This is a genomic window from Streptomyces rapamycinicus NRRL 5491, from assembly GCF_024298965.1.
GTDB classification, from domain to species: domain Bacteria; phylum Actinomycetota; class Actinomycetes; order Streptomycetales; family Streptomycetaceae; genus Streptomyces; species Streptomyces rapamycinicus.
Map to the genome: position 1 here is coordinate 259,711 of NZ_CP085193.1, position 16,902 is coordinate 276,612.

Annotated in this window: 18 protein-coding genes and 2 pseudogenes; 10 read left to right on the forward strand and 10 right to left on the reverse strand. The window is 69.6% G+C overall.

Annotation, left to right across the window (positions count from 1 at the left end; translation table 11 throughout):
- Positions 1-92: 92 nt before the first annotated feature.
- Complete coding sequence (locus tag LIV37_RS01125) at positions 93-287, reverse strand: hypothetical protein (RefSeq protein WP_020865275.1); 195 nt, start codon at positions 285-287, stop codon at positions 93-95.
- 269 nt (positions 288-556) lie between these two features.
- Here LIV37_RS01125 and LIV37_RS01130 point away from each other — a divergent pair, with 269 nt between their 5' ends.
- Together LIV37_RS01130 and LIV37_RS01135 are read left to right on the forward strand one after the other, a co-directional pair.
- On the forward strand, positions 557-1,222 hold the full coding sequence (locus LIV37_RS01130) for a nitroreductase (protein WP_020865276.1): 666 nt from the start codon (positions 557-559) through the stop codon (positions 1,220-1,222).
- Between the two features lie 158 nt (positions 1,223-1,380).
- Positions 1,381-2,064: pseudogene (locus LIV37_RS01135) on the forward strand (HEAT repeat domain-containing protein); the annotation flags it as partial.
- A gap of 122 nt (positions 2,065-2,186) precedes the next feature.
- Here LIV37_RS01135 and LIV37_RS01140 read toward each other — a convergent pair.
- The 7 genes and pseudogenes from LIV37_RS01140 to LIV37_RS51990 all read right to left on the reverse strand — a co-directional run bounded on the left by LIV37_RS01140 (position 2,187) and on the right by LIV37_RS51990 (position 9,240).
- Entirely contained in the window at positions 2,187-3,254 is a 1,068-nt protein-coding gene (locus LIV37_RS01140) for an LLM class flavin-dependent oxidoreductase (protein WP_020865278.1), read from the reverse strand.
- A gap of 492 nt (positions 3,255-3,746) precedes the next feature.
- Complete coding sequence (locus LIV37_RS01145) at positions 3,747-4,109, reverse strand: hypothetical protein (protein ID WP_254807079.1); 363 nt, start codon at positions 4,107-4,109, stop codon at positions 3,747-3,749.
- Between the two features lie 520 nt (positions 4,110-4,629).
- Positions 4,630-7,116, reverse strand: a complete 2,487-nt coding sequence (locus tag LIV37_RS01150) for a CHAT domain-containing protein (protein WP_254807080.1) — start codon at positions 7,114-7,116, stop codon at positions 4,630-4,632.
- A gap of 8 nt (positions 7,117-7,124) precedes the next feature.
- A complete protein-coding gene (locus tag LIV37_RS01155; protein ID WP_254807081.1) occupies positions 7,125-7,460 on the reverse strand; it encodes a hypothetical protein in 336 nt (111 codons plus the stop codon).
- An 86-nt stretch (positions 7,461-7,546) separates the two neighbouring features.
- Positions 7,547-8,251, reverse strand: a pseudogene (locus LIV37_RS01160) (alcohol dehydrogenase catalytic domain-containing protein); the annotation flags it as partial.
- Between the two features lie 64 nt (positions 8,252-8,315).
- The gene (locus LIV37_RS01165) at positions 8,316-8,708 is read right to left on the reverse strand and encodes a (R)-mandelonitrile lyase (protein WP_121825961.1); all 393 of its coding nucleotides are present in this window, start codon (positions 8,706-8,708) and stop codon (positions 8,316-8,318) included.
- A gap of 67 nt (positions 8,709-8,775) precedes the next feature.
- On the reverse strand, positions 8,776-9,240 hold the full coding sequence (locus LIV37_RS51990) for a carboxymuconolactone decarboxylase family protein (protein WP_338119167.1): 465 nt from the start codon (positions 9,238-9,240) through the stop codon (positions 8,776-8,778).
- A 77-nt stretch (positions 9,241-9,317) separates the two neighbouring features.
- Here LIV37_RS51990 and LIV37_RS01175 point away from each other — a divergent pair, with 77 nt between their 5' ends.
- The 4 genes from LIV37_RS01175 (at position 9,318) to LIV37_RS51645 (ending at position 12,391) form a co-directional block, all read left to right on the forward strand.
- Positions 9,318-10,211, forward strand: a complete 894-nt coding sequence (locus LIV37_RS01175) for a helix-turn-helix transcriptional regulator (RefSeq protein ID WP_020865284.1) — start codon at positions 9,318-9,320, stop codon at positions 10,209-10,211.
- A gap of 162 nt (positions 10,212-10,373) precedes the next feature.
- Positions 10,374-11,075, forward strand: coding sequence for an MmyB family transcriptional regulator (locus LIV37_RS01180; RefSeq protein ID WP_020865285.1), 702 nt, complete (start codon positions 10,374-10,376; stop codon positions 11,073-11,075).
- A 126-nt stretch (positions 11,076-11,201) separates the two neighbouring features.
- Positions 11,202-12,050, forward strand: coding sequence for an MFS transporter (locus LIV37_RS01185; RefSeq protein ID WP_243146430.1), 849 nt, complete (start codon positions 11,202-11,204; stop codon positions 12,048-12,050).
- Positions 12,047-12,391 carry a hypothetical protein gene (locus LIV37_RS51645; protein ID WP_274596694.1) on the forward strand — a complete coding sequence of 115 codons (345 nt, stop codon included), beginning with the start codon at positions 12,047-12,049 and terminating at the stop codon, positions 12,389-12,391. The genes LIV37_RS01185 and LIV37_RS51645 overlap by 4 nt, the downstream gene beginning before the upstream one ends.
- A 265-nt stretch (positions 12,392-12,656) precedes the next feature.
- Here LIV37_RS51645 and LIV37_RS01195 read toward each other — a convergent pair whose 3' ends face one another.
- Together LIV37_RS01195 and LIV37_RS01200 are read right to left on the reverse strand one after the other, a co-directional pair.
- Complete coding sequence (locus LIV37_RS01195) at positions 12,657-13,052, reverse strand: nuclear transport factor 2 family protein (protein ID WP_020865286.1); 396 nt, start codon at positions 13,050-13,052, stop codon at positions 12,657-12,659.
- A gap of 199 nt (positions 13,053-13,251) precedes the next feature.
- Positions 13,252-13,998, reverse strand: coding sequence for a FadR/GntR family transcriptional regulator (locus LIV37_RS01200; protein ID WP_121825959.1), 747 nt, complete (start codon positions 13,996-13,998; stop codon positions 13,252-13,254).
- Positions 13,999-14,211: 213 nt separating this feature from the next.
- On the opposite strand from LIV37_RS01200, the gene LIV37_RS01205 reads away from it, so the two are divergent.
- From LIV37_RS01205 to LIV37_RS01220, 4 genes are all read left to right on the forward strand, one after another.
- Complete coding sequence (locus tag LIV37_RS01205; RefSeq protein ID WP_020865289.1) at positions 14,212-15,132, forward strand: ABC transporter substrate-binding protein; 921 nt, start codon at positions 14,212-14,214, stop codon at positions 15,130-15,132.
- A 73-nt stretch (positions 15,133-15,205) separates the two neighbouring features.
- Positions 15,206-15,658: an ABC transporter permease subunit gene (locus LIV37_RS01210; RefSeq protein ID WP_254807082.1), complete on the forward strand. Its 453-nt coding sequence runs from the start codon at positions 15,206-15,208 to the stop codon at positions 15,656-15,658.
- Complete coding sequence (locus LIV37_RS01215; protein ID WP_254807083.1) at positions 15,655-16,104, forward strand: amino acid ABC transporter permease; 450 nt, start codon at positions 15,655-15,657, stop codon at positions 16,102-16,104. Before LIV37_RS01210 ends, LIV37_RS01215 begins: the two co-directional genes overlap by 4 nt.
- A complete protein-coding gene (locus LIV37_RS01220; protein ID WP_020865291.1) occupies positions 16,101-16,877 on the forward strand; it encodes an amino acid ABC transporter ATP-binding protein in 777 nt (258 codons plus the stop codon). Before LIV37_RS01215 ends, LIV37_RS01220 begins: the two co-directional genes overlap by 4 nt.
- Positions 16,878-16,902: the final 25 nt, after the last annotated feature.

Genomic DNA, 16,902 nt, shown 5'->3' on the forward strand with positions numbered 1-16,902 from the left:
ATTTTCCCCCCAGTCAGGACACGGTCTGTCCTCCAGCTCCCCACTGGAGGCCCGCAAGCATGGAACCGCGATGGCGCTGTGGGGACAATGCGTCACATGACGTATTGAGAGGCGCGGTTTCGGTCGCATGAGGCCCCCTCGGCGCGGCACCGGGTACCCGAGCGCCAGAACGTGGGCTCGGTGCGCTTCACGCCGTCCAAACCCCCGCCGGTCAGCATCCGGCCGATGCCGAACATGAGATATCCGGCCGACTCCTCCACCTGCTTGCCGAACGTCGTCTGTGCCATCAGCCGCGCCCTTTCCGGTGTGCCTCCAGGCACCTCACCCCCGGAAGCGGACACCGACGGTAGAAACGCTGGCCTGTGGACAGAGGGTGCGGGACGACCAGACCACTGCTCGCAGCACGCAGGTGAGTTTCGGCAGTACTCCGTGATCGGTCGGCGGAGGGATGTCGGTCAGTTTCGCTAGCACCAAGGCTCCGCCCGGTCCGCTCGCTCGATGCGATGATCACCCTCGTGTCTTTGCTGCGCGCCGCAGGGTGGAGGGATGAGAAGACGTGGATGTGTATGAAGCCGTGGACAGTCGCCGGGCCGTGCGAGCCTTCAGCGACGAGCCGGTATCCAAAGAGGTACTCGAACGGGTGCTGGCCGCAGCGACGCGGGCTCCGTCCAGCGGGAACCTCCAGCCGTGGCATCTGTATGTCGTGACCGGCGAGCCCCTGGCCGAACTGAAGAGACGCGCGACGGCCAGGGCACTGGCGGGAGACCCGGGTGATGAGCGGGAATACCCGATGTACCCGGCCGGACTGGCGTCACCGTATCGGGACCGTTTCTCCGCCGCGGCCGCCCAGCGGTACGAAGCACTGGGCATCGAGCGCGACGACCCCGACCGGCCCGTGAAGATCGCCGCCTTGAACACTGAGGCGTTCGGGGCACCGGTCGTACTGTTCTGCTACCTCGACCGGACGATGGGGCCTGGGCAGTGGGGGGACGCCGGGATGTACTTGCAGACGGTCATGCTGCTGCTGAGGGCGGAAGGGTTGCACAGCTGCCCCCAGGTGATGTGGACGATGTATCGCAAGACCGTCAGCCAGATAGCCGGAGCCGATGACAGGCTCGTGCTGTTCTGCGGTGTCGCGGTGGGGTCCGAGAAGGAAGGCGTACCGCGGCTGCGTACCGGGCGGGCGGACATGACAGAAACAGTGCGCTTCATCGGAGCATGACCCACTGACCAGTAATCCTGACTGCAGACGGATCGTCAGTCCGTGTCACTCCGCTCATCGCGGGCCCGGGGTGGGGCGAGGCGGAAGGAGCCGGTGCCGGTCCCGATGATGTTCCCGCCGGAGGTGGGACGGTCGACGATGGCCGCACGGCGCCGGGAATCGGTAAAGCATTCTGGTCCAGCCCCCAAACTTTCGACATCCGGCGGATCTTCCACATCGAGAGCCTGCGGTCGCTGGGTCTGTCACTGCGTGAGATCGGGCGCGCGCTCGACGACCCCGGTTTCACGCCCTCGGCGCTCGTCGGTGACCTCATCCGTCAGACACGCGACCGCATCGCGGCCGAGACCGAACTGCTCACGCGGCTGCGCCGGATCGACGCCACGGACCCCACCGACTGGGAGGACGTCCTCCAGATCGTCGCGCTCCTCCAGGCACTGGGGTCTCAGAGCGCCGACGCCCGCCAGCGCGCGGCCCTCTCCCCGGCCGACGGGGTTCCGGTGCCGGTGGAGGCCCTGGTCGAGGCGGCACTGAGCGAGACGGAGCCGAACGTCGCCGACGCCCTTCGATGGGCGCTGGCGCAATCGGGCGACCGCGGCCCGGCACTGCTGGCGAAGGGCCTCGGCTCACCGGTGGCCGCGGTGCGCAAACGTGCCGTCCAGTCCCTCGCCGAGATGCCCGGCGGTAAGGCAACCGAGCACCTGCGGGACGCTCTCACGGACCCCGACGCCGGGGTCCGCGGGTACGCGGCTCTGGCGCTCGGGACACATGGAGTGGCCGAAGCGGTCCCAACCCTCATAGACATGATCGTGACGGGAAGGAACGACACCGACGCGGCCGACGCACGTTACTGACCTTTCCGTCGGGTCGTCGAGGGTGGCATCCCTTGATCCCCTGCGGCAGTCCGTGGCCATGACGAGCGCGGAGCGTCGAACAGTGGTGGGCGCGTGCGGGCCGGGCGGTTCGCTCAGGTGAGGAGTTTCGCGAGCTGAGCCATCTCGGCGGGCGGGTCGACCACCGGCTGGATGAGGAGTTCGTCGACGCCCGCCTGTTCCAGGGCGGTGATGCGGGTGAGGAGGTCGTCGCGGGTGCCGACGAGGGCCAGGGCGTTCATCAGCGGGGGCAGGACCAGGTCCCGGTCCTGCGGCGCGATGCGTCCGAGGTAGCCGGGGTAGATCTTGGTGTACCGGTCCGGCGCGGTGGCGGTGGTGCCGCGCCGGTCGAGGAGTCGTCGCACCGCCTCACGTTCATCGGGGCCGAGCTGCTCGGCGAAGGCAGGTGTGTCGGCGGCGTAGTCCAACAGCGACAGGACCAGGTGACCGGTCGCGTCCCGGGCCGCGTCGCTGTCGGGGTCCTCGTTCTGGTGAAGCATGTGGAGCGAGGTGACCAGGTACGAGTCCGCTCGGGAGACCGTGTGGGAATCAGGGTCGCGGGGCGCGCTGTGGGCGGCCTGGCGGCGGGCGTCGTGCAGTGCATGCCAGGCGGTGGGGTCGAGCAGGCCGACGGAGATGAGCCCTGCGCCGTGGCGGCCCGCGACGGCGGCGGCTTTGGGTCCGTGCAGCGCCGCGACGACGAACTCGATCGGATCAGTGGTGTTCACATGCGCCCCGGCGTGCAGGAAACGGATGTCGCGGACCCGGTCGCCTTCGCGGTATTCGGTCGAGCGCCCGGCGCACAGATCCTGCAGTGCCGCGATGAAGTCCTCCAGCGCGGCCACCTTGGTCGGCGGCATGCCCAGAGTGCGCCGGGCGGTGTTTCCGGTGCCGACCCCGCAGATGATCCGGCCCGGCGCCAAAGCATTGAGGCTGGCGAACCCGCTCGCCGCGGCCGGGGCCGAGCGCAGCCCCGCTGAGGTCACGCCGATACCGAGCCTGATGCGGCGGGTGGCCTTCGCACACAGGCTCAAGGCGACGAAGGGGTCACCGTGGACCATCGGGGTGTCGTAGACCCAGAAGCTGTGCAAGCCCAACTCCTCGGCCCGCACGGCGAGATCCTCCACACCGGGCTGCGCGGCGACGACGACGCCTGCACGCATCCAGACCTCCAAGGTATGACGATCGAATCGAGCTTGCTCAGCACGACAGATCTCCCCGGCCGTCGAAGCGGAGCCCAGCCAGACCGCGTTGACGACCTTCCGCACCGTCCGCCATGTCAAACAACACTCGCGCTCCAACGCCCGGGTCACACGCCATCCCGATGGTCACGCCGGATCGCAGCCTACAGCTCGGCCCCCGACATCCGCCGTATCACCAGCACCCACACACCTAGCCAGGCGTCGAGGGGCTGCGTACGGATGCTGGCGACCTCGCGGAGATCATCATCGGGTCCCCACCTCCTCTCGTCGAGGAAGAACGGAGAAAGACGACCAACCGGATCACGATCTCCCCGTTCGGAGAACTGAAGCTCTGCGCCCAGTCATCCAGCGCGGTGGTCAACGTCCGGGCCGAGCCTGCCGAGTTCGGCGCCTTCCTGGACGCCCTGCCCCGGAACGGCTACGACGACTACCTCGCCCGCGCGGCACCGTCTCTCAGTGGCCGTAGGGCGGCTCGAAACAGCCGGTCTCCATGAATGGCCCGTTGGTCTTGACCTCGTAGTTGGTCTTCTGCACGAACGCGGTGACGCAGGCGTCGTCATGCACCCGAAGGCCGATCCGGGCGCCTTCGGGCGTGACGTTGTGGTCGACCTCGTAGCGCGGATCCATCGCCCGCACGGTGAGCGTCCCACCGCGGCGCTCTCCCTTCGGCCCGGTCCGCTCCTCTTCGTACCCCAGCTCGAGTAGCGCCGCGCGCACGCTCTTGGGGTCCCACTTCTTCTGCCCCCACAGTCGCTTGAGCACGGGCTCGATGCGGTCGGCCTCCCTCTGCGCGTCCTTGGCACTGGCGGGGGACATCTCGCCGGAGCGGCGGTAGGCGTTGTTGTCGCCGTGGTGCGGGGCACCGTCGGCGATCCCGGGCTCCGCATAAGGCGGGGCGCCGGGGAACTGGGGCTGGAACTCGGAGGTGTCGTCGAGGCGCCGGCTGCCACGTCCGTGCCGTGCTGCTCACCGCAGGCAGTCAGGGATACGGCAGCGAGCAGGAAGAGAGCGGTCGCAGCGAAGCGTCTGCGCGCTCCCGGCATCAAGGTCTGCATGCGCATGACTCTGCCATGGCGCGGACGGGTGCGAGTGCTGTAGGGCGGAGTGACCGAGGCGGTGCGGAGGAGGGCTCGGCCTCGCGGAACTGTGGTGGGGGCGAGCAGCCGCCGCGAGTCGGAGAGCCGTCGGCCGCTCCACTCACGTGGTGAGGGAGCGGCCCGATGCGGCCGATGCGTGCGAGGCCCCTGCTGGGGGGCTCGTCCGTCCAGGCGGGCCACCCCGAACCGGTCTCCGTCAGCGCCGCAGTCCCTCGGTCAGCAGGCGGAACTGTGCTCTGTCACCGGGGTTGAGCAGGATGTCGACGCCGGGGGGCGCGATCTCCGGCAGAGTCCTCCCCAGTACGCGCTCCCAGCGAGCGGGTGGCAGGCGCCGTGTGTGGAGGGCCGCGGTGACGACCGGCAGACACGGCGTCCCGTCCTGGGCGGATGCCAGGAGCGGTTCGCCTTGTTCGTCGCAGGCGACCTCGAGGACGGTGTGGCGCAGCAGCGCGAGGAACCGATCGACGGAGTCCTGGCCCTTGCCCTTGGCGAAGTGCCTCGGCGGGGTGCGGGTAGGAGCCGGAGCGCCACAGCTGGTAGAAGCGGTCGATCAGCAGGCTGCTGCTCTCGTCAGGCGCCCGCCACATGCTGCTCACGAGGCCGCCCACGCCCGTGCGCAGCAGGGCCTGCACCAGCGAGCCCGTCGGGCGGGGCCCCAGGAAGAAGATCCCTCCCTGGCCGAGGGAGCACGCGAAGAGCACCAGCAGGCGGGTGCCCGAGAGAGGTTGCTCCAGCAGCTCGGCCATGCTGAGGGTCTCGTCGTGGGCCAGGACCAGCCCGCCGACGAGTGGGCGGAGCGGGTCGGTGCGGCCGTGGGTGGCCAGATGGACGACGTCGGCTCCCGGGAGGGCGGCGAGAACCGCGTTGCGGCGCGCGTCGGTGCCCGTCAGCAGCGTGGAGCGGGCGAAGTGGAGTACCGCTCCTTCGGTCTCGCGGCGGGCCCCGGGAAGTGGCTGTTCACGCACGGGCTCAGGATCGGCGACCGCGAGGATGCTGCCCGGTTCGTCGGGGTGCGGTTCGCCCGCCCTCGGCCGCCTGGCGCCACTCGCGACGGTGACCAGTGCCGCGTCCAGCACATGGCGCCGTCCCTCCGGCAGCGTGGGGTCCGGCCACCACGCGGCATGCAGGGGGAGCGCTCCGAGACGCGTGCCGTGCGGAATCACACAGAGCCAGGGGGTGGGCCACTTCTCCAGCACGGGTTTCACCAGATGCTCGCCCGCCCAGCCTGCGAGTGCGTCCACGGTCTGCCGATACCAGGCGGGGTCCGGGGTGTTGCCCTGGGCAAGTCCCGAGAGGCCCGCCTGGCCGGTCACGTCCTCGGCGGAGACGGGGAGCCACAGTGCCCCGGTCCGGCCTGATGCGCCCATGCCCAGAGCGAGTACGTTCTCCCCACCCGAGGCACACAGGTGGACGACGACGCATCCCTCGGGAGGCGGCCGCAGATCCGGGCCTTCCTCCGGCTCCGGGGCACGTGCGGAACCGACTGTCTCCAGACTGCGCAGCGCCGTTCCCAGGTCGCCGGCGTGGACCGCGCTGAGGGCCGCCTGGACCGCGATGACCTCGGCGTCATGGATCCGCGCGAGACGATCCTCCAGACTGCCGCCGGTGTCCTCCAGACCGGTCAGGGCCCGCCGAAGAGCGATCTGCGCCGCCGTCGACGCCTCCTCCCACGCGCCCATGCCGGCCGCGCCGCGGGACCAGTCGGCGGCGGCCTCCGCGGACCCCTCGGGGTCGTCCGGAGCGGCCCATTCGCGGATCAGCCGCAGCCCTTCCGCCGAGCGCCTGTCCCGGATGAGGAGCAGAGAGCCCAGCTGCCGGGTGCTGTCCCGTCGGTGACGTCCCCCTGGTGACAGCAGGTCACGCGCGCCGCGGGCCAGTTCGATCGCCTCCTCCAGATCGAGCGGGCTGCCGCTGCTGTCGTACCGCGCGTGCCAGCAGCGGGCGAGCTGCGCCAGCAGCACCGCACGCCGAGTGCCGCCCTCCGGCTGTGCCGCGGCCGCCCGCTCGACGATGTCCATCGCACGCCCGAGCGCCAGCGACTGGGGCCGGTGCCGCACCTGCCTCAGCAGCGCGGACGCCAGGACCAGCGCGTGGTCCGCGGCCATGACGGGATCCAGGCCGTCCCCGGTCCCCAGCCGGTCCAGCAGGGTGAGCGCACGCGCGACCAGTTCCTTCTCGAAGATGCCCCGGGCGCTGTCCAGCAGGCCCTGGGCGGCGGCCATCACCTCCGTCGGGCCGGCCTGGGGATCCGGCTCGTCGAAGTCGTCGGGATGGACCAGGTCCAGGACGGGGCCGTCGCCCGGGGACGCGAGGCGGCATGCCATCAGGTGTGCCGCGGCGTCGCGGTGGTCGGGCGAGTCCGGTGCGGAAAGCTCGGTGATACGCCGGAAGCAGACGGCGGCCTGCCGCAGATCGGCCGAGGAACCGGTCTCCTCGGCATACCGATGCTGCAGCAGGATCCCGATCGTATGGAGGGCGGGCACCAGACGAGGGCTGTCCTCGGTGAGCGTCGCGTGCTCCGCCTCGGCGTGCGCGAGAGCCGCCCGTGCCGCGCGCCGGTCCGTTCTGCCGCTGCCCTCCCACCACCGCACCAGCAGCGACGTCACAAGTGCCGGGAGACGGGGACCGGCGTCGGAGGCGACCTTGTGGCGGACGCTCTCGTGCAGGAGCGGCAGCATGCGCTCGACCTGCGCATCGGGGAGGTTCTCGTTCTTGCTCAGGCACATCAGCGCGGTCAGCGCCCAGTCGAAGGAGTACAGGTGATGATCGTCCGATCCCGGCTCGCAGCGGGCAAGGGCGTCCGCCGCCAGATCCAGAGCCTTCCGGGCGTATCCCCGCCGGGGTGATCGGCCAGGTCCAAGAAGCGCGCGGCGGCGGTCTTCAGGAAAACCGCGGCGTCCTCCCGGTCCCGCTCCACCGCGATCCGCGCCGTCTCCTCGGCGGTCTCCGCCAGGGCAAGGCGGTCCCCCTCGTCCTCGCGTCTGCGCAGTCGCTCCTCGTACGTGAAGAGGAGAGCGACCGTGGCGTCGAAGTCCAGGGCGCCAGTTCGGGTGGCACCGCGTTCCTTCAATTCCCGCAGCAGGTTGAGGGCTTCGGTCAGTTCACCGAGATCGTGCTTGGGCAGCAGGCGTTGCCAGAGAGATAAGACAGACGCCAGACGGCATCGGCGCCGATGCCGCCGGTCAACTCCTTGATCCGGGCCGCACCCCGCTGACCGCGCTCGGCGACGATGTCGGTGGCGCCGAACTCGCGGGCCAGCTTCTGCCGGGGCTCGTGGCGGGACATGGCGATGATCCGCTCAGCCCCGAGTTCCCTGGCCGCGATGACCGCGCACAGGCCGACCGCGCCGTCCCCGACGACGGCGACGGTGTCGCCGGGCTTCACCTCGGCGGCCCGGGCCGCGTACCAGCCGGTGCCCATCACATCCGAGCAGGCCAGCAGGCTGGGGATGTACTCCTCCGCGGCATCGCCTGGCACGTGCACGAGGGTGCCGTCGGCGAGGGGCACGCGGACGTACTCGGCCTGGGCGCCGCCGACGAACTCGCGGTGCAGACAGGACGTCTGGTAGCCGTTCTCGCAGTTGGGGCAGGTGTTGTCGGAGGCGAAGAAGGAGCCGACCACCAGCTGGCCGGGCTTGATGCCGGTCACATCGCCGCCGACCTCTTCGACGACGCCGATGTACTCGTGGCCGCCCGGGGTGGGCCCGGCGACGTCGTTGACACCGCGGTAGTCCCACAGGTCCGAGCCGCACACGCAGGTGGCGACGGTACGGATCACCGCGTCCGTCGACTGCTGGACGACGGGCACGGGCCGGTTTTCGACCCGGATGTCACGGGGAGCGTGAAGCACGGTTGCGCGCATGGTTCTTTCCGTATCTCGCGAAACAAGCAGGGGGTGCCGGATGCCTTCCGGCGCCGGGGAGGGTTCAGGAGCTGCGGGGGCCCGCGTACTCGGCGTCGCTGACGTGCTCCAGCCAGTCGACTTCGTCGCCTTCCCACAGGGCGATGTGCGCCATGAACCGGTCCGGCGCCGCACCGTGCCAGTGCTCCTCACCCGGCGGGGTCCAGATCACGTCACCGGGGCGGGCTTCGAGGACGTCGCCGCCGCGGGACTGGATCAGGGCGATGCCCTCGACGATGTAGAGGGTCTGGCCCAGACCGTGGGAGTGCCAGGCGGTGCGGGCACCGGGGGCGAAGCGGACCATGTTCGCCCGCGCGCGGGAGAGGTCCTCGCCGCGGTAGATCACATCCGCCCAGGCGTCCCCGGTGAACATCTGGGCCGACAGCTTCATGGTCGCCGGGGGTTGCACAATTTCCATGATCAATAATCCTTCGGGTACATGCTGTAGGGGATGGTGCGCCGTGGGGACAGGGAAGGGAGGGGGATCAGGAGCCGGTGAGGACGGTCCTGGCGACGGTGAGCGCCGACATGGCCTTGGGCCATCCGGCGTAGAAGGCCAGGTGGGTGATCGTCTCGATCAGCTCCTTGTCGCTGACCCCGTTCTCCCGCGCCCTGCCCAGGTGGAAGGCGAGCTGCTCGGTGCTGCCGCCGGTGATCAGGCTGGCCACGGTGACCAGGCTGCGCTCGCGCGGGGACAGGTCCGGGTTCTCCCACACCTGTCCGAACAGCACGTCCTCGCTGTACCCGGCCAGCGCCGGGGCGAGGTCCCGAACTGCTGACGCGGCCCATCGTTCTGCTTGTCCTGCGCCATCAACAGCTCCTCTCCGTGGGATGCCCGCAGCAACACAAAGCGGGCATCGGATTCCGTTCGGCCCCGCGGCTCCGGTGTGCGCCACCGGAGCGGGAGGGCGGCCATCTGCTGGCCTGGTCTCGATGAAACGGCAGGTCACGGGTGTGCGGAAGGACCCATTGATACGTGTACTGGCAGGGCACCTCTCGCGTTCGGGGATCGTCGTAGCCTCGACACATGGACAACCGAAGCGAGGTCCGCGAGTTCCTCACCAGCCGCCGCGCCAAGATCACCCCGCAGCAGGCGGGCCTGCCCGCCCACGGCCACCGCCGGGTCAAGGGGCTGCGCCGCGAGGAGGTGGCGATGCTCGCCGGCGTGAGCGCCGAGTACTACGCCCGCATGGAGCGCGGCAGCCTCTCGGGCACCTCCGAGGCCGTCCTGGACTCCCTCGCCCGCGCCCTCCAGCTCGACGACTCCGAGCGCGCCCACCTGATGGACCTGGCCCGCACCGCCGGCTCCCCCCGGCGCCCCGCCCGCCGCCGCGCCACATCGCCCATCCGGCCCGCTCTGCAGCAGCTGCTCGACGCGATGACCGACGCACCCGCCTTCATCCGCAACGGCCGCCTCGACATCCTCGCCACCAACTCCTTGGGCAAGGCGCTCTACTGGCCCGTGTTCCAGGACCCCGCCCGTCCGGTCAACCTCGCACGCTTCCAGTTCCTCAACCCCGGCGCCGCCGACTACATGCCCGAGGTGCAGACCCAGCGCGCCACGGCCGCGGCCCTCCTGCGCACAGAAGCAGGCCGCGACCCCTACAACCGTGAACTGAGCGACCTGATCGGCGAGCTGTCCACCCGGAGCGAAGACTTCCGCACCCTGTGGGCAGCACACAACGTGCGCCTGCACCACGCCGGTCTCAAGCGCTTCCACCACCCTGCCGTCGGCGACCTCACCCTCACCTTCGAAGCCCTGCCCATTCCCAGCGACCCCGGCCTGACCCTCACCGCCCTGAGCGCTGAACCCGGCACCCCCGCCCAAGACGCCGTCAGCCTCCTCGCCACCTGGTACGCCACCCTCGACCGCGGCCAACTCGATACCCCCGCACCCCGCGGTACCGAGCAGCACTCCTAGCGACGACCGGGCAGAGGCAGTGCGCTCCACCGGGCGGGCGGCCGCCACGGCCTGTCGGCCTGGTGTGGAGAAAACAGCAGTTCACAGGCGCACGCAAGGCCCCACGTATGGGTGTACTGACAGTGCCCCCTCCCCCGCACGGAACGCCGTAGCCTCGAAAACATGGACAACCGAAGCGAGGTCCGCGAGTTCCTCACCAGCCGCCGCGCCAAGATCACCCCACAGCAGGCCGGTCTGCCCGTATACGGCAACCGCCGGGTCGCTGGGCTGCGCCGGAGCGAGGTCGCGATGCTCGCCGGAGTGAGCGTCGTGCGGGCTGGGGTGGGGCGGATGCTCGAGGCGATGCCGACGCTGCCGGCGTTCGTGACGAACCACCGGTTCGACATCCTGCTGGCGAACCCGCTCGGGCGGGCTCTGTACGCACCGGTGTACGAGGACGCGGCCTGGGGAAGCAACACGGCCCGGTTCTGCTTCCTCAGTCCCGCGGCCCGGCAGTTCTACGTCGACTGGGAGCAGATCGCCCAGACCGCCGTCGGCGCGCTGAGGGTCGCGGCGGCCAAGGACCCGTACGACCGTGAACTGTCGAACCTGATCGGTGAGTTGTCGACGCGCAGTGACGCCTTCCGGGTGCTGTGGGGCGCCCACGACGTGCGCGTCTTCCGGGACGGCACGAAACGCTTCCGCCATCCGACCGTGGGCCGGCTCGAACTCGACCACGAGACCATGTTCCTGGCCGCCGACGAGCGGATTGGCGTGGCCGTCTACAGCGCGGTGCCCGGCAGTACGGCCGAGGACGGTCTGAAGCTGCTGGCCTCCTGGGCCGCCACCGCAGAGGAACCGGCGTCCGCCGACACCGACGGCTGACCCGACACGGTGGGGGTCCCTGCCATTACCCCCAAGGACGCGGACTCCCACGTCGTCGTGCAACGGGCTTGCATGGTGAATGCCGCATTTCCGCGGCCGTCCCCGATGCAAGGTTGTTTCTCCCGCATGTCTCCTTCGAAAGACAAGTCCGGCGGCGCGCTGCCGTTCGTCGTCCATCTCCTGGGTATCGGTGCGTTCCTGATGGGCACCACCGAGTTCATCATCGCCGGTGTCCTGCCCGAGCTGGCCGCCGACCTGGGGGTCGGCGTCGCCCAGGCCGGACTGCTGATCACCGCGTTCGCCATCGGCATGATCGTCGGCGCGCCGGTCATGGGGCTGGCCACGCTGCGCCTGCCCCGCCGCTCCACCCTGGTGCTGGCCCTGGCCGTGTTCGCGGCCGGTCACGTGATCGCCGCACTCAGCTCCTCGTTCACCGTAGTGTTCGCGGCCCGCGTGCTCAGCGCGCTGGCGACCGGCACGTTCTGGGCCGTCGCCTCGATCATGGCCACCGCCGCCGCCGGCCCCGCCACGAGCTCCCGCGCCCTGGGCGTCATGATCAGCGGTTCCGCCCTGGCCACCGTCATCGCCCTGCTGATCAGCCGGTTCGTGCCCGCCGAGGAGGAGCGTGCCACGGCATCGGTCCGCTCGGAGTTCACCGCGCTGCGCCAGGGCAGGCTCTGGCTGTCGATGAGCGCCACCGCACTGATCACCGGCGGAGCCATGGCCGCCTTCAGCTACATCACCCCGCTGCTCACCGAGCGGACCGGCATTTCCGCCGGCTCGGTACCGCTGGTACTGATCGGCTACGGCCTCGGTGCCCTGGCCGGGACAAACCTCGGCGGGCGCCTGGGTGACCGCAAGCCGCTGGCCACCGTCACGGCAGCCGCGATCGGTGCCGGGCTGATCCTCCTGCTGCTGATCCCGCTGTCCGGCAGCGCCGTGCCGACCATCATTCTGGTGGTGCTCTGGGCATGACCGGCATGGCCGTACCCCCGGTGGTCACCTCCCTGACCGTGCGCTTCGCGGGCAACGCCCCGACCCTCGCCGCCGGACTGGCCGTCTCCTCCTTCAACGCCGGCATCGCCGTCGGCTCCTGGATCGCCGGCCGTGCCCTGGACTCCTCCCTGGGCCTGACCGGACCGGCCCTCGTCGGCACCGTGATGGCCGCCCTCGCCCTCGTTCCCCTGGCCGCCCTCGGCGCGATCCGCGCCACCCACACGACGGCTCCCTCCATGCCCGCGCGCACCGCGGTCTCCGCAACTGAGCCCGAGGCGGACACCGCACGCGAGACCGAAACCCGGCACGCGGCTCACTGAGCCACCCCAGCGGACGTCATCCAGGCGTCGGTGCCGTCCCGCGTCGGTTCGAGGAGCGAGCCGTCCTCGGCGCGGGGGTTCGGCTCGGCCCACTCGGCCCACTCGACCCAGCGGGCGGAGCACCTATCGCACGGCCCTCTCCCCATGGCTGCCGCAGACGAACCAGACCCTGTCTTTGAAACCGTCAGTAAGAGACCGCGTGCGGGCTGCGCCGATTGATTGTGACCAGTAGGCGTTTCCCGGCCCTTGACCAGGCGTAAGACGCTCAGCCGGTGATGATCTGGGCTAGAGCCGCGTGGTTGTGGTAGTCGCGGGACTCGACGATCTGGCCGTCGCGAACACGCATCACGATCACGTTGGCCGTGGTGAATTGCTCGTCGGTGCCGGGCACGCGCGTCTCGTAGTCCCATTCGGCCACGATGACCTCCGGGTCGGCCGTCTCGTGGATGACCACGTTATTCGCGGTCATGTCGAACCAATCCCGCAGCTCGTCCAGAAGCCGCCGCAGGCCCTCCCGACCGCGGGTCACGGTCGGCCCCGGCACCGCGAACGGGTGCTCCAACACGATGTCCGGCGCGTAGAGCTGCCAGAGATTGTCGAAGTCGCGGTTGACCATGCCGGTCAGCAGCTTCTCGAACACCGCGCGCGGGCTGTCACTCAACGGTCCTACCCCTTGGAAAGTAATCGGAGCACTCCTCCGATTACATATACGGAGCGATGTTCCGATTGTCAATGAGGGCGTTGCGGGCGGACTCACCGCGGAAGAAGCGCCGCAAGCCCCGGCGCCAGTCGCCGCTGAGCGCTGAGCGCTGACCGCTGACCGCTGACCGCTGACCGCGCCGGAATGCTGCGCTGCGGGATCAGATGGGAAGGGTCGTTCCAGCCTCGACCTGTTGCCCCAACGCGGACCTGGCGTCGCGGAACAGGGTCCGCCCGTAGTCACGGTACGGAGGCGACTCCGCGTATCGGAAATGATCACGCACCGCGACCCGCGCGGCCTCGGGGTCCCCGGACTCCAACGCCTCGACGATCGCGTCATGCGAGCCGATGCCCCACTGTTCTCCGCTCTGGGGGTCCGGCGGGATGGAGCTGACGATGATCAGCTCCTGGAGCGGTTCGATCAGCAGTTCCAGTGCGGGCAGTCGAAGCACCCTGATGATCGACAGGTGGAGTTGGAGGTGCTCCTGATGCGCCGTCGGCCAGTCCTCGGCACGGACAGCGTCCTCGAACCGCCGCAAGTGCCCGCGCATCGGCCGCAATGCTCCGGGATCGCGTACTCGCGCGGCCTCGGCCGCGAGCGTCGACTCCAGCGTGACCCGGGCGGCCAGAACCTCACCGATGGTGATCTCTGATCGTTGCATCCGCAAGGTAAGGGCGGTGGAAAGGATGTCGTCCCGCGGCACCGCGACGAAGATGCCGTGCCCCTGCCGCACCTCGACAAGCCCCATGGAGGACAGCGTGCGCAGGGCGTCGCGCACGACGCTCCGAGACACCCCGAGCGATTCCGCGAGCGCTTCGGCGGTGGGCAAGCGACTGCCCGGCGCGTACTCCTCGTGCACGATCGCCTGCCGCAGTTGTGCCACGACCTGGTCGCTGAGCCTACCCAACTTGTTCTCCTCGATGGCCTCGCAGGACGGCCCCTGCCTGAGCGCAGAACGCCACGCGCCGCCGCGTCAAGCGCCGCCTGAGTGATCGTACCGGCAGGGTCTTGCCGGGGGCATGCATCATACGTATCATCCTCAGCCATCATAAGTATGATCCTTCCTGGCTCCGGAGCGGGGCGGCTCCGCTCGTCAGACGAACGACACAGGAGTGAGCAGATGAGAGGTCTGCAAGGACTCGCCGCGACCGCTGTCGCGACGGCGATGCTGGGGCTGAGCGCCTGCGGCAACAGCACCAGCGAGGAGCCCAAGGATGCTGGACTGCCCTCCACACCGCTCAAGGTGAAGAGTGCGGTCGACTCGGGGCTGCGGGCGAAGTTTCCCGAGGGCATCCGTACGAGCGGCGTGCTGCGCGCCGCGGCCGACCCCAACTATGCGCCGAGCGCCTTCAAGAACTCCTCAGGAAAGATCATCGGGGTCGGCGCCGACTTCGCCGCGGCCATCACGGCCAAGACAGGCCTGCGTTTCAGGTGGGTCGAGATGCCCTTCGACGGCATGCTCGCCGGTCTCAAGGCCCACCGCTTCGACACCAGCTGGTCCGCGTGGACCGTCACCCCCGAGCGTACGCAGGTGCTGAACCTGGTCACGTACCTCAACGGGGGCACATCCGCGATGGTCAAGGCCGGGAACCCGAAGGACATCAAGAAAGCGCTCGATCTGTGCGGGCGCACGGTCGCCGCGCAGACCGGCACGGCTCAGGCGCAGGGCAACATGGACACGCTCAAGCAGCGGTGCGAGGAGGCGGGCCGGCCAGCGGTCAAGCCGATGGTCGTGCCGCAGCAGACCAACGTCAACCAGGCAGTGGGCACCGGGCGCGCGGACGCGATGCTCGCGGACAACACGGCGGTCGCTTACCAGGCGAAACTCCAGCCCGACGTGTTCCAGTCCGTGGACACCATCTTGATCAGCCCGCAGCCGGCCGGAGTCGCGGTGTCCAAGGACGACCCGCGGCTCGCCGCCGCACTCGCGGCGACCTACAACGCCCTGATCGCCGACGGAACCTACGCAAAGATCCTCAAGCGCTGGGACATCACGAACGCGGCGGTCAAGAAGTCCCGAGTCAACGCGGCGACCTCATGAGCGGGTTCGCGCATTCGCCAGGGGCGCGGCAGCGCCACGAACAAGGTCGACGAACGTCGGCGCGGAGGCCCGTATGAGTACCGACACCCGTTTCGACCACGACCGGGTCGAGTTGGCGGACCTCGTGGCCGTCGCCGATCACGAGCCGGTCCGGCGGCGCCCTGTCGGGCAGGCCGTCAGCGGCGGCGTGATCCTGGTGCTGGCGGCGTTCGTCGTCGCCATCCTGGTCACCAACGACAGATTCGACTGGCCGACGGTGGGCCGCTACCTGTTCGATTCCGGCGTCTTCGAGGGCATCGCCGTGACGCTGGAGCTGACGCTCTGCGCGATGCTCGTCGGCATCGGGTGCGGTGTCGTCCTCGCCGTTCTGCGGCAGTCGGCGAATCCGATCCCCCGGTTCGCCGCCGCGCTGTACATCTGGTTCTTCCGCGGGACACCGGTCCTGGTCCAGGTGCTGTTCTGGGGGTTCGCGGCATCGCTCTTCCCCAGGGTCGGTCTCGGCATCCCGGGTGGGGGTTCCTCGTGAGCTGGGACACCAACACGGTGATCCCGATCTTCGCGGCCGCGGTGCTCGGACTCGGGCTCAACGAGGCCGCGTATGTCGCGGAGATCGTCCGGGGCGGACTGCTCAGCGTGCCGGCCGGGCAGTCGGAGGCGGCGGACGCGCTCGGCCTGGGCCGGCTCGCGACGCTGCGGTTCGTCATCCTGCCGCAGGCGATGCGGGCGATCATCCCGCCGATCGGGAACCAGTTCATCTCGATGCTCAAGATGACGTCGGTCGTGCTGGTCATCGGCGTGGGCGACCTGCTCGAATCGGTCACCCAGATCTACTCGCGCAACTACCGTCAGATCCCCCTGCTGATCGTCGCAAGCATCTGGTACTTGGTCATGACCACGCTGCTCACCTTGGTACAGGCCCGACTGGAGAAGCGGTTCGGGCGGAGCCTCAGCCGAGTAGGAGGCGCTCGATGAGCGGCGCCGCTACCGGGCCGGTCATCCAGGCCCAGGACGTGCACAAGAGCTTCGGCTCGCTCGAAGTGCTCAAGGGAATCGACCTGACCGTGGACCGCGGAGAGGTGGTGTGCCTGCTGGGCGCATCGGGCTCGGGCAAGTCCACCTTTCTGCGCTGCGTCAACCATCTCGAGACCGTCGACCGCGGGTTCATCCTCGTCGATGGCCAGCTGATCGGCTCGGATCTCGTCCAAGGACGCCTGCAACAGGCGCGTCCACCGGTCGTCGCGGAGCGCAAGTCCCGCATCGGGATGGTGTTCCAGCAGTTCAACCTGTTCGGGCACATGACGGTATTGGAGAACGTGATCCTGGCACCGATGCGGGTGAAGAAGGAGAGCCGTGCCGTTGCCGTCGAACGCGGTGTCCGGCTGCTGGAACGGGTCGGGCTCGGCGCGAAAAGGGACTCGTATCCGAGCCATCTCTCCGGCGGGCAGCAGCAGCGCGTGGCCATCGCGCGGGCTCTGGCGATGGAGCCGACGCTCATGCTCTTCGACGAACCCACGTCGGCGCTCGATCCCGAACTCGTCGGCGAGGTCCTCGACGTGATGCGGGACCTCGCCGCCTCCGGGATGACGATGGTGGTGGTGACGCACGAAATGGGGTTCGCCCGTCACGTCGCGAGCACCGCGGTCTTCCTGAGTGAGGGCCGCATCATCGAGCAGGGGCCACCGGAAAAGGTCATCGGCGCACCCACCCACGAACGCACCCGTTCCTTTCTGGGGAAGGTGCTGTGATGGCGTCTGAAGCGCCGGCCCGCCA

Excerpts from the sequence above, each read along its gene's own strand:
- LIV37_RS01125 (WP_020865275.1), bottom strand. The coding sequence starts at position 287 with ATGGCACAGACGACGTTCGGCAAGCAGGTGGAGGAGTCGGCCGGATAT.
- LIV37_RS01140 (WP_020865278.1), bottom strand. The coding sequence starts at position 3,254 with ATGCGTGCAGGCGTCGTCGTCGCCGCGCAGCCCGGTGTGGAGGATCTC.
- LIV37_RS01145 (WP_254807079.1), bottom strand. The coding sequence starts at position 4,109 with ATGTCCCCCGCCAGTGCCAAGGACGCGCAGAGGGAGGCCGACCGCATC.
- LIV37_RS01150 (WP_254807080.1), bottom strand. The coding sequence starts at position 7,116 with ATGTGCCTGAGCAAGAACGAGAACCTCCCCGATGCGCAGGTCGAGCGC.
- LIV37_RS01165 (WP_121825961.1), bottom strand. The coding sequence starts at position 8,708 with ATGGAAATTGTGCAACCCCCGGCGACCATGAAGCTGTCGGCCCAGATG.
- LIV37_RS01175 (WP_020865284.1), top strand. The coding sequence starts at position 9,318 with ATGGACAACCGAAGCGAGGTCCGCGAGTTCCTCACCAGCCGCCGCGCC.
- LIV37_RS01180 (WP_020865285.1), top strand. The coding sequence starts at position 10,374 with ATGGACAACCGAAGCGAGGTCCGCGAGTTCCTCACCAGCCGCCGCGCC.
- LIV37_RS01185 (WP_243146430.1), top strand. The coding sequence starts at position 11,202 with ATGTCTCCTTCGAAAGACAAGTCCGGCGGCGCGCTGCCGTTCGTCGTC.
- LIV37_RS51645 (WP_274596694.1), top strand. The coding sequence starts at position 12,047 with ATGACCGGCATGGCCGTACCCCCGGTGGTCACCTCCCTGACCGTGCGC.
- LIV37_RS01205 (WP_020865289.1), top strand. The coding sequence starts at position 14,212 with ATGAGAGGTCTGCAAGGACTCGCCGCGACCGCTGTCGCGACGGCGATG.
- LIV37_RS01210 (WP_254807082.1), top strand. The coding sequence starts at position 15,206 with ATGAGTACCGACACCCGTTTCGACCACGACCGGGTCGAGTTGGCGGAC.
- LIV37_RS01220 (WP_020865291.1), top strand. The coding sequence starts at position 16,101 with ATGAGCGGCGCCGCTACCGGGCCGGTCATCCAGGCCCAGGACGTGCAC.